The organism is uncultured Mucilaginibacter sp., assembly GCF_903913935.1.
GTDB lineage: Bacteria > Bacteroidota > Bacteroidia > Sphingobacteriales > Sphingobacteriaceae > Mucilaginibacter.
The window spans coordinates 1-10797 of sequence record NZ_CAIWNH010000562.1; the positions used below are offsets into that span (position 1 = coordinate 1).

Consider the following 10797-nt stretch of genomic DNA (forward strand, 5'->3'; position numbering starts at 1 on the left):
AAAACAATACCGTTCTGGCTTTATTTGCTGATAAGGACCATAACCTATGGATGGGGCTTGACGATGGAGTTGATTACAATGCTTACAACACTGCCATCAAACATATTTATCCTGAAAAATTGAATGAAGGAACCGGCTACAGCGCAAGGCTGTTTAACCGTTCACTTTACATAGGTACATCCAACTGGTTATACACTTTGCCGGTTGACAACAGCAAAGATTTAAGTACAATTAAAGGAACATTTAAACCGGTGGATAATACCAAAGGCCCTGCCTGGGGACTTTTTGACCTTGATAATAACCTGCTGCTGGCCCACCACGACGGTGCGTTTCAAATTAAAGGAAACAAAGCCATACCGATAAATACGAGCTTTGGCTACTGGGGCTTTACACCGGAAAATAATAGTTCGCCTTCCGTCAATCTGTTAGCGGGAAACTATGAGGGGATCGATATTATTCGCCATAGCAAACATTCATTTATCTCAGAAGGGAATATAAAATTCAACGAATCGGCGCGATATGTCATCATAAAAAATGGTATCGCCTGGGTTTCGCACAATTACAAAGGAATCTTTAAAATTGATCTTCATTCGCCGGCAAATCTGCAAACCAGGTTATATACTGAGAACGACGGCCTGCCCTCAAATTTTAAAGACCGCCTTTTCACCATCAAAAACCGGATGGTGGCCGCTACTGAAAAAGGCATTTATGAATACGATGCAAAAACCGACCGGTTTGAGCCTTCCGCATATTTTAAGCCGGTGTTTCAGCAAAAGGATCTTCGTTATTTGAAGGAGGATAGCCAAGGAAATATTTGGTTTATTGAAGGCAAAGCGCTGGGCGTAGTGGATTACTCGGGGACCTCGCCACGTTTGATCTATTTCCCGGAATTGAATGGCCAGCTGGTAAGCGATTTTGAAAATATTTATCCTTTGGATGAAGAAAATATCTTTATAGGGGCAGAAAAGGGATTTTACCATATCAATTACCGTCAATACAAAACAAGCAAGAGCACCGTCAGCGTTCTTGTGCGGCTGGTTAAAGCATCCGGCGATGCTGACAGTATTTTAAATGGCGGCTATATTACAAGCCTGAATAGTGGGTTAAACCAGCTCAGGAGCCAGCAAAACAGCCTCCATTTTGAATATTCGGCGCCATCTTATCAAAAACAAAGCAATATTGAGTATAGCTACCTTTTAAGGGGGTTTGATAAAGAGTGGTCAGCCTGGTCGAAACATAGCGAAAAGGATTATACCAATTTACCTGACGGCCATTATACTTTCCAGATCAGGGCGAGGGGTAATTTGGGTGACGAGTCAGCTATCACCCGCTATTCTTTTAATATACTGCCTCCATGGTATAAAACCAGTTGCGCTTACGTGTTTTATGGTTTTCTTTTTATGGCTTTCAATTATTTGTTTTACCGCCTGCTGCAAAGGAAATTCGGTAAACAAAGGCAGGTATACAAAGAAGAAGAAAAACGACTCAAGTACCTGCACCAGCTGGAAATGGATCGTTCGGAAAAAGAAATTATCGCTCTGAAAAATGAAAAATTGGAATCGGAAATATTAGGCAAGAACTCCGAACTGGCTGCCGTTGCTATGCATTTACTGCAAAAAGGCGAACTGTTAGCCAAAATAAAGGAAGAAATAGTGCAACTACGTAAAGACACGAACGATCTGCCATCGGAAGAATTAAAAAAACTGATCAGGATCCTGAACCAGGAAAGCAAGGTGGACAAAGACTGGGAACAGTTTGTTACTTATTTTGACAATACCCACAGCGATTTTTTACAAACCCTGAAGAAAACCCATCCCCTGCTCAGCCCACACGATCTGAAATTATGTGCTTACTTACGGATGAACCTTTCGAGCAAAGAAATAGCGCAGTTGTTGAATATTTCAGTCAGGGGTGTGGAAATCAGCCGCTACCGGCTGAGGAAAAAACTCCAATTGCCAACTGAGCTAAACCTGTATAATTATTTCACGGATTTTTCAATAGAGAAGAAGGAGAAGACAGAATAATCGATTTTTTACGTTCAAACTGCGCTTTCATTATTAACCTCTACTCCGGTCATCTCCATCAGATCAATATCCTCCAGACCTTGTGGATCGGAAAACTTGAGGTTAATACTTTTGATATTGGCAATCAGGTAACTCATCCATAAAAGTAAAACAGGCACCATCACATCCAGCTGGCGTGGATATGAGCTTAACGCCCCGCTTAACGCCAGGTAAACACCAGTAAGCAGCAGCATAAACTTCATCGGCGAAATGATACGACGCCAGTTAAGCCAGCTCAAAATAATACCTGCGACTGATGCCCATAAAATTAAGGAACCAATAATTATGTTTTCAACAATAGCTCCATCCTGGTAGGAATAGGAATATGGGAAGTTAAACAGCATCCTCGAAAAATTGTAATAATAGTTTTTCAGAAATTTAAAAGGATGGTTTTTGATATTATCGATTGCTTTTTGCTTGAAAAGCACGTCCTGTTCAAATTCATCATGTTTCAAAATAGCCTTGATCTCTTTTGAATGGTTTTTCTTTAAAAGATTAACGGCCTCTGCTGATTTAAAGAGTACCGGGTATTGATTATTGGTCAGGTCGGGAACTTTCCAGTCGCCATATTCATGGTCATAGGGCGAGCTCATCCAGTACAAACTCATGCCGCCTGAATCGCCCCAGTAAAACGCTTTGCCTGTAAGGGAATAAGTGTAAACTAAATAAGGCAGCGTTACCACAAACGCTATGAGTAATATTTTTACCGGGTTGAGGTAATAAGCCCGGCTTTTTTTAAACAGGAGCATGAATAAACAGGCAGCTAAACAAATAATGAGCACATAGCCAAAAATAATTTTTGTTAGGGTGATAAAGCCCAACACCAGGCCCGCGAGGACAATAAACTTTGATTTTTCTTTTGTATACCCAACAGCAACAAAGTATATAAGCAACGACACCATGAAACTGGTAAAAGCTTCGGTATATAAAATCGGAAGAACTGCCTGATCGTCGGGATAAACAGCTAAAAGCAAGGCAGCAATAAGGGCGATCCTATGGCTTGTAATTAATTTTGATGCTTTGTATAAAAACACCACTGCCAGGTACTGGTATACCGCGTTTAATAAGGTAATGTATAAAACAGGAACATGTACCGCAATAAAGGGCACGAGGATGATTGGATAACCAGGACCGTTCCAAAGGTTAATATGAGGCGGCGAAGGCGAATAATACCCGTGGATCAGGTTATGGGCAAAATCCACATACCTGATTTCGTCGCCATATAAAGTTGGCCACTTGTTGATGATAACTACATATGCATAATAAAAAAGAAACGGAAGGAATATGAACCAGGGGTTACGGGTAAGTTTCTTTATCATGACAAGCGATCTGCAAATAAATATACAATTTATTTGTTTTGCAAGGTATTAAATGGCTAAAGCACACGCTTTATAATATTTGGTGCAGTTAATTTTCCAGTTTGCCTATCACTCAGGATTGTTTAAGATAATTGCCGGAAAACTCTAATCCATTATATTTGCCGGCGGACAAGCAGCCTGGGTTAAAATAAGAGGAATTTAAATTGACAGAGAGCGTAATTTTAGTTGACGGGCAAGATCATATGACCGGGACCATGGAAAAAATGGAGGCCCACAGGCTTGGTGTACTTCACCGGGCGTTCTCCGTTTTTATTTTTAATAAAAAGGGTCAATTATTGCTGCAGCAAAGGGCTCTTGATAAATACCACTCAGGCGGCAAATGGACAAATACCTGCTGCAGTCATCCAAACCCCGGGGAAGAAACTATTGAAGCTGCTCACCGCCGGCTGAAAGAAGAGATGGGTATAGAGTGTACATTGCATTATGCCTTCAGTTTTATTTACCAGGCTGAGCTTGAAGATGGCCTCTCGGAACATGAATTTGACCATGTATTTTGGGGTATAAACGATAGTGAGCCAATACCTGAGCCAAAGGAAGCTGCTGCATTTAAATTTTTAAGTATGAAAGAACTTGCTAGTGACCTGAAATTAAATCCTGGCTATTACACCGAATGGCTGAAAATTTGCTTTGACAGGGTTATCGAAGTTCACAAAAAAATATTTTAAGCACCAGTGAAAAAATTAGTAATTATCTGGTTGCTAAGGTCACCGGTTTAACATCCGTTTTGTTCTGCATCATTTCAAATATGCCATCTGCGTCAGTTTTTGAACACAACTGCGTACCTGGCTTAAGTGTTGCCGCCGAGCCGCATGCAACACCATACCGAACAGCGTCCTCAATACTTTTGCCTTCCTCTAAACTCAGTACAATACCGGCCACCAGGCTGTCTCCTGCCCCTACTGTGCTTTTTATATCTAACTCAGGAGGTGTTATTTTCAACACATCGGTTTTGGTCACCATTAAGGCGCCAAGGGCCCCCATTGAAACCACAATTACCTCGCTGCCCCCGCTATCAATCAATTCCCTTGCAAAATCAACCGCATGCTCCGGCTCAAGGGTTTCTTCGCCTACAAGCAGCGCCAGTTCACGCAGGTTTGGCTTTATTAAGTACACCCCTTCTTGCAAAGCAAGGTTTAAAGCATCGCCTGAGGTATCCACTATCAATTTTGCACCTTTTCTTTTTGCAATACGAGCTATCCTGGCAAAAACATCAACCGGAACAGAATCAGGCAGGCTCCCGCTTGCGACGATAAATTTCACCCCCTTCACCAGTTCAATGCGATGCAAAAAGGCTGAAACCTCCTCTTCTGTAATCTTGGGTCCGGGCATATCAAAAAGGTACTGTACCTGTACCGAGTTCTCGAAAACCACCAGGTTTTCCCTTGTTTTGCCGTCAATTTCTGTAACCATTGTTCCAACCTGTTCATCCGCAAGTAAACGGCCAATCTCTTTTCCTGCATCGCCGCCAGCAAGGAAACATGCTACTGCGCTACCGCCAAGTTTCATGATTGCCCTGGCAACATTAATACCGCCGCCGCCTGGTTCGTATATCGGGCTTGTACATTTTAGTTTTTTCTCCGGGATCAACGCCTCAACCGTCACACTTTTATCAAGCGCCGGGTTAAATGTTATCGTAATAATTGATGGCATCATATTTTTTACTAATTACTGTAATATTCAACCAGGGCGATGTGTTCATAATTATTAAGTGACCCATTGTCAACAAATTCAACTTCACCGCCACTTTCCAATACTTTTTCAATCACCTCGTCAACAGCATCCTTTATGTAAAAAGGCCGGTTTAAACTTATATCCTCCTGGTAGATACTGTCAGTTGAAGGACCAAGGTGCGCTGGATACATAAAATCTTTTTCAACTACCAGCAAACGGGTGTTTTTATGCGCAGCTGCCTGCCAAACCTCTTTAATGCCAATGGCCAGTTTTTTCTGATCCAGGGCCTTTTCCAATTCCCTTAAAACATTGCGCTCAATGACACTTTCCCAATTGGTTGTGTACGGTTTCATCAGTTCAAGAATTTCCGGTTCTGTTGAATCCACGAAATTACCATGTATGAAATGCACTATATTTTTTTCGTTTTTTGTAATTTTTTTGAAATGCCCCAGTGTCCTTTCAGCGCCAGCAATAAATACCGGTAAATGAAATTCCTTCAGGACATCAGTGAGGCCATGATCAATGTGCTGAACATACTTGTTTAATACATCTTCTTTCCGATTATCGGGATCAGAAAAGTTCGAAACCCGTTCGCTTATGTCGTTCTCATAAGCATGTATATTCTCCGGTACGGTAGATTTTAGGTGAATAAATTCAGTCCCGGTAATGCGGAACATTTTGGATGTTTCAGCACTTAAGATCAGCAGGATATATTTAAGGACTTCCTTCTCATTGTAAACAAGGTCGCGGATCTCAAATGATTCGTCAATGATCAGTTTCTCTTTCACCTCGATATCAAGGTAAATTACTTTTTCAGTTAATGGTGAAACAAAAATCGCTATGCTTTTTTTAGCCATATCATATTTTAAACCGGCAATCAGCTTTTGTAGTTTATTAATCACCACATAGGCCTTTTCATCAGGGTAAACTGACAAAAGTTGCCGTTTAACTTTCTCAATCGCGATCTTCAGTTTATGATCCATTTCGCTTTTTAAGGATATTTTTGAGTCGAACGGTAAAATAATGGATACGGCCGGCCTGTATTTTATTGCTGCTATTACCTGATTTTCATCATTGGTTGTTATCGCATTCATATCAGTTAGTTTTTAGATGATCAAAGGTATTTTCAAATAATTTATCAATTCATGACAGGCGTCATTTAATAGATTGATGTTGGGCACAAAGCAACGGCGGCCTGCTGCCGGTTTAATTATTATCTTTTATCGGGAGAGATATGGTAAATGTTGTACCGACGCCCGGGTGACTGGATACGTCAATTGTTCCGCCTAATGATTCGACCTGGTTTTTTGTCATATACAAACCCAAACCCCTGCCTTCTTTGCTGAAATTAAACCGTTTATATAAGCCAAAAAGGTCGGCACCTGCTTTATCAAGATCGATCCCGATCCCATAGTCAGTTACAACAAGTAGATGTCTGCCGTTAAATTTTTTTGCTTTAATGATGATAGTGGGGTGAATATCCCTTTTACTATATTTAACCGCATTACTCACCAGGTTGAAAATAATGCTGTTGACGTAGCTTTTAATTGAATAAAAATCCATCGCATCTTCATCAATATATATTTGCAACGAAGTGCCTGATTCACGTATCTGCGTTTCAAGGTTATCTCGTACAGAATTAATAATCCCGGGTAAATTTACAATTTCAATGTTTTGATTTTCGGCCCTGCTAACCGATAAAATATTGGTCAGGTCGTTAATAACTTCATCCAGTGATATTGCTGAATCGGTTAAATACTTAATCAGGACGTGTGCGTTATAATCATTATTAACACATTCATCTTTCAGAAGATCGATCAGGCTTATGATCTTAGCGATTGGCGCCCTTATATTATGCGACACAATATAATTAAATTGCATCATATCATTATACTTGCTGGTCATATCAATCAGCAACTGCTCTTTTTCCTGTTCAAGGTCTTTTCTTTCTGTGATCAGTGTCCTTATGGAGAGATATTGGACCACATCTCCATTATCGTTAAAAATTGGCGAAATTGTAGTATCTACCCAATAATAACTACCGTCTTTAGCTTTGTTTTTAATTTCGCCGCGCCATACTTTTCCGCTCACAATAACCTTCCATAAGCCCTTAAAAAAATCAGGGGGATGAAAGCCGCTGTTAATAATACGATGATTTTTACCTAATAATTCTTTACGGTTATACTTTGAAATTTTACAAAAAAGATCGTTTACGTATAAAATTTTTCCGCCTTTATCGGTGATTGAAACGATCGCTGCTGTATTTACCGCTTTTTGATACGCATTTAATGAATGAAGCAAATTTTGCTTTGCATCGAATGCAGTGATCATGCTATTCCAATCCATTTTCGATTTTCCTTTCATTCAAAAAAAATTCTTTTTCCAGGTTTAACAAGTTTAAAAATTGTGTTTTAACTTCCGCAGCTTTATAGACAGATGGATACGAAATATCCCGGCGCATATAAACGCTAGGCCTGTCCAGACAATGGTATTAACTACTCCAAAAGCCAGGTTGCCTAAAATAAGACAGGCCAAAAGGATCACAAATATGGCCGAGGTTAATAACCACCGCCAATCAAGAAAACCATACGCCCGCATATCAATGGAATTGCCAATGGCAAAAACACCCCTGAAAAGCATCCAAAAACCGATAATGACCGGCAGAATAACCATAGTAATCAACGGGTATAAAAACAGGTACCCGCCAACAAAAAGGTCTACCAATCCGCTAACAAGTGTCCATCCCCAGGCTTCAATACTTTTATGGTTATTTAAGGCAAAAACCACCTCAAAAACACCGGTTGCAAAAATGCCCATAGCAAATATTTTGCTGAGCGATAAAAATGATTGAAATGGTGAAGCTATTATCCAAATGCCCAAACCGATCAACACAATGCCTGCCAATAAAATCAACCACCAATGCGAGATGGCGCTTTTATAGGTCTTATAAATAATAGTTGTCATTTCTTTTAAATTTTAAATTCATTAAATAAGTAATTCATGTTCAACGGCCGGCTCTTTAACACATTTAGCCAGCGCCTCGTTTATATTTTCAATTCCCCTGAAAAGTGCATCTGAATTAAAAGCGATGCTGTTAATTCCCGCTTCGACCAGCATTTGAGTAAACTCAGGCGAATCGCTTGGCGCCTGGCCGCATAAACCCACTTTTTTGTTTAGTGCATTTGCCCTTTGAATCATCCTGGTGATTAACTGCTTGCTGGCTTCATTTTGCTCATCAAACAGGTCGGCTACCAGGGCTGAGTCGCGGTCGATACCCAGCGTCAATTGAGTAAGGTCGTTTGAGCCGATAGAGAAACCATCAAAAACTTTGGCAAACTCATCCGCCAGCAACACGTTCGACGGTATTTCGGCCATTACAAAAATCTCCAGGCCATTTTTTCCCTGTTGCAGACCATACTCGCGCATCAGCGCAACTACCTTTTTACCTTCGGAAACGGTGCGGCAAAACGGGATCATCAACTTAACATTGGTAAGGCCCATATCATCCCGCACCAACTTCATGGCCTCACATTCAAGCCTGAAGCCCTCCTTATACCGTTCGTGATAATATCTTGATGCCCCTCTGAAACCGATCATCGGGTTTTCTTCTTTCGGCTCAAAGTATTTGCCGCCAACCAAACCCGCGTATTCGTTGCTTTTGAAATCACTCATCCTTACAATTACTTCTTTGGGGTAAAAAGCAGCGGCTATGGTGGCAACTCCTTGTGACAGTTTGTCAACAAAATATTTTTCCTTATCAGGATAGTTATTCGTAAGATTCCTGATTTCCAACCGCTCAGCGTCATCCTTCACCATTTTAAAATCAATTAAAGCCATTGGGTGAACCTTAACCGAATTGCTGATAATAAACTCAAGCCGCATCAGTCCAACGCCATGATTAGGGTACATCGACAATTGGAAGGCTTTTTCTGGGTCACCGATAATCAACTGTGCCATAACCCCATCTGGTAATTTTACTTTGCTGGTCTCGGTTATTGTTTCCTTCCATACCAGTTTACCGCGATACACATTCGCTGTTTTGCCTTCGGCACAACTCAGGGTGATCAACTCTCCATCCTTTATCGCTACGGTTCCGTCGCCTGTGCCAACTATAGCTACCACCCCCAGTTCCCGGGCAATAATAGCGGCATGGCTTGTCCTGCCTCCTTTATTGGTTACAATTCCAGCTACTTTTTTCAAAATAGGATCCCAGTCCGGACTGGTGGTATCTGTTACTAAAATATCACCTGAATTGAGCTTTTCGGCTTCTTCCGGAGACTTCAGTATCCGCGCATGACCACAGGTTATCTTTCCGCCTACTGCCTCACCAGTGGTGATTACGGCCCCTTTTTCCAATACCTCGTAGGCCTTAACCTCAGGGATCTTTTCCTGGCTGTGCACCGTCTCGGGCCTGGCCTGGATGATATATAACTGGTGGTTCAAACCATCTTTTGCCCATTCAAAATCCATAGGCTTTTTATAGTGGTCTTCTATTAACAACGCCCAGTTAGCAAGCTTTTCCACTTCATGGTCTTTCAGCACAAATTTTTCCCTTAATTCCCAGGGGGTGTCTTTGTTGATAGTTGAATTACCCTTATCGGCTTTATCAGCATAAACCATCATCTTATTTTTAGTGCCCAGGTTTTTCTGAATAATCGCATTCTTTTTCAATTTTAAGGTTGGCTTAAAAACCAGGAATTCATCCGGCGTAACCGTACCCTGTACAATATTTTCGCCCAGCCCCCAAACACCCGCTATATGTACAACGTCCCGGAAACCTGATTCAGGTTCAAGCGTAAAGCCCACGCCAGAACATCCCTTATCGGCCCGGATCATATGCTGTACACCTACCGATAGGAATACTTTATGATGTTCAAAACCCAAGTCTTCGCGATATTTAATGGCACGGTCAGTATATAATGATGCAAAGCATTGCCTTACTGCATTCAGCAGGGCCTCGCTTCCTTTTATATTCAAAAAGGATTCATGTTGGCCGGCAAAACTGGCATTGGGCAAGTCTTCAGCAGTAGCGCTACTGCGTACAGCGACTTCCTGTTGCATGTTTTGGAAAAGAAAGTTATAGGCATCAATAATTTCATTGCCCAGGTCGGCCGGCAGGTACGAATTCATAATGGCTTGCCTCGCCTCTGCCCCTATGTCCGCCAGGTTTGCATAGGTTACCTTGTTTAATTGCTGCATTAAATTGTTCAGCTCATCCTCCAGCCGGTTATATTTTATAAAATAACGGTACGCTGAAACGGTTATAGCAAACCCATCCGGCACATGTAAACCCAATGGGTTTAAATGAACAAACATTTCGCCAAGCGAAGCATTTTTGCCGCCAACTTCAGCAATATCATTTATGCTGATATCACTGAATCTTTTTATAAACTTTTCCATAGCGATCCATATTTAAAAAAACAACTATTTCAGGTTACCGGTATCTATTTAAAATCATTATACAAAACTACCCTGCCCCGCCCCGCGCTTACATGATGTAAATCAGCAAAAGGCATGATATGTATCACATTCATTGATTTAAAACCCCTCCAATTTTATATTTTCCGGGTTATTGAATAGTGAGCGAAATCATAATTTATAGTGTCCCGTGTCATTGGGCGCAGACCATTTATAAGATACTCTTGTATTATGAAACAGATAAATATCAAGCAAATCAATGATTT

The 10797-nt window shown here is 41.1% G+C and carries 8 protein-coding genes; 2 read left to right on the forward strand and 6 right to left on the reverse strand.

Going from position 1 to position 10797, the window contains the following annotated elements; translation table 11 throughout:
* Positions 1–2024 (forward strand): triple tyrosine motif-containing protein (locus QZY09_RS22770; protein ID WP_295676510.1); only part of this gene is annotated, 2024 nt, incomplete at its 5' end.
* Between the two features lie 14 nt (positions 2025–2038).
* On the opposite strand, the gene QZY09_RS22775 is transcribed toward QZY09_RS22770, so the two are convergent.
* Complete coding sequence (locus tag QZY09_RS22775) at positions 2039–3382, reverse strand: glycosyltransferase family 39 protein (RefSeq protein WP_295676512.1); 1344 nt, start codon at positions 3380–3382, stop codon at positions 2039–2041.
* Between the two features lie 203 nt (positions 3383–3585).
* Between QZY09_RS22775 and idi the strand changes: the two genes are divergently transcribed.
* Entirely contained in the window at positions 3586–4107 is a 522-nt protein-coding gene (gene idi, locus QZY09_RS22780) for an isopentenyl-diphosphate Delta-isomerase (RefSeq protein ID WP_295676514.1), read from the forward strand.
* A gap of 22 nt (positions 4108–4129) precedes the next feature.
* On the opposite strand, the gene QZY09_RS22785 is transcribed toward idi, so the two are convergent.
* The 5 genes from QZY09_RS22785 to ppsA form a co-directional block, all read right to left on the reverse strand.
* A complete protein-coding gene (locus QZY09_RS22785; protein WP_295676516.1) occupies positions 4130–5095 on the reverse strand; it encodes a 1-phosphofructokinase family hexose kinase in 966 nt (321 codons plus the stop codon).
* 8 nt (positions 5096–5103) lie between these two features.
* The gene (locus tag QZY09_RS22790; RefSeq protein WP_295676518.1) at positions 5104–6207 is read right to left on the reverse strand and encodes a hypothetical protein; all 1104 of its coding nucleotides are present in this window, start codon (positions 6205–6207) and stop codon (positions 5104–5106) included.
* A 112-nt stretch (positions 6208–6319) separates the two neighbouring features.
* On the reverse strand, positions 6320–7477 hold the full coding sequence (locus QZY09_RS22795; protein WP_295676520.1) for a PAS domain-containing sensor histidine kinase: 1158 nt from the start codon (positions 7475–7477) through the stop codon (positions 6320–6322).
* A gap of 33 nt (positions 7478–7510) precedes the next feature.
* Positions 7511–8077, reverse strand: coding sequence for an HdeD family acid-resistance protein (locus QZY09_RS22800; RefSeq protein WP_295676522.1), 567 nt, complete (start codon positions 8075–8077; stop codon positions 7511–7513).
* A gap of 21 nt (positions 8078–8098) precedes the next feature.
* Entirely contained in the window at positions 8099–10513 is a 2415-nt protein-coding gene (gene ppsA, locus QZY09_RS22805) for a phosphoenolpyruvate synthase (protein ID WP_295676524.1), read from the reverse strand.
* Positions 10514–10797 lie beyond the last annotated feature (284 nt).

What these genes read in the sequence shown, in the direction of transcription:
- QZY09_RS22775 (WP_295676512.1), bottom strand. Translation starts at nt 3,382, where the DNA reads ATGATAAAGAAACTTACCCGTAACCCCTGGTTCATATTCCTTCCGTTT.
- ppsA (WP_295676524.1), bottom strand. Translation starts at nt 10,513, where the DNA reads ATGGAAAAGTTTATAAAAAGATTCAGTGATATCAGCATAAATGATATT.
- QZY09_RS22800 (WP_295676522.1), bottom strand. Translation starts at nt 8,077, where the DNA reads ATGACAACTATTATTTATAAGACCTATAAAAGCGCCATCTCGCATTGG.
- QZY09_RS22785 (WP_295676516.1), bottom strand. Translation starts at nt 5,095, where the DNA reads ATGATGCCATCAATTATTACGATAACATTTAACCCGGCGCTTGATAAA.
- QZY09_RS22795 (WP_295676520.1), bottom strand. Translation starts at nt 7,477, where the DNA reads ATGAAAGGAAAATCGAAAATGGATTGGAATAGCATGATCACTGCATTC.
- QZY09_RS22790 (WP_295676518.1), bottom strand. Translation starts at nt 6,207, where the DNA reads ATGAATGCGATAACAACCAATGATGAAAATCAGGTAATAGCAGCAATA.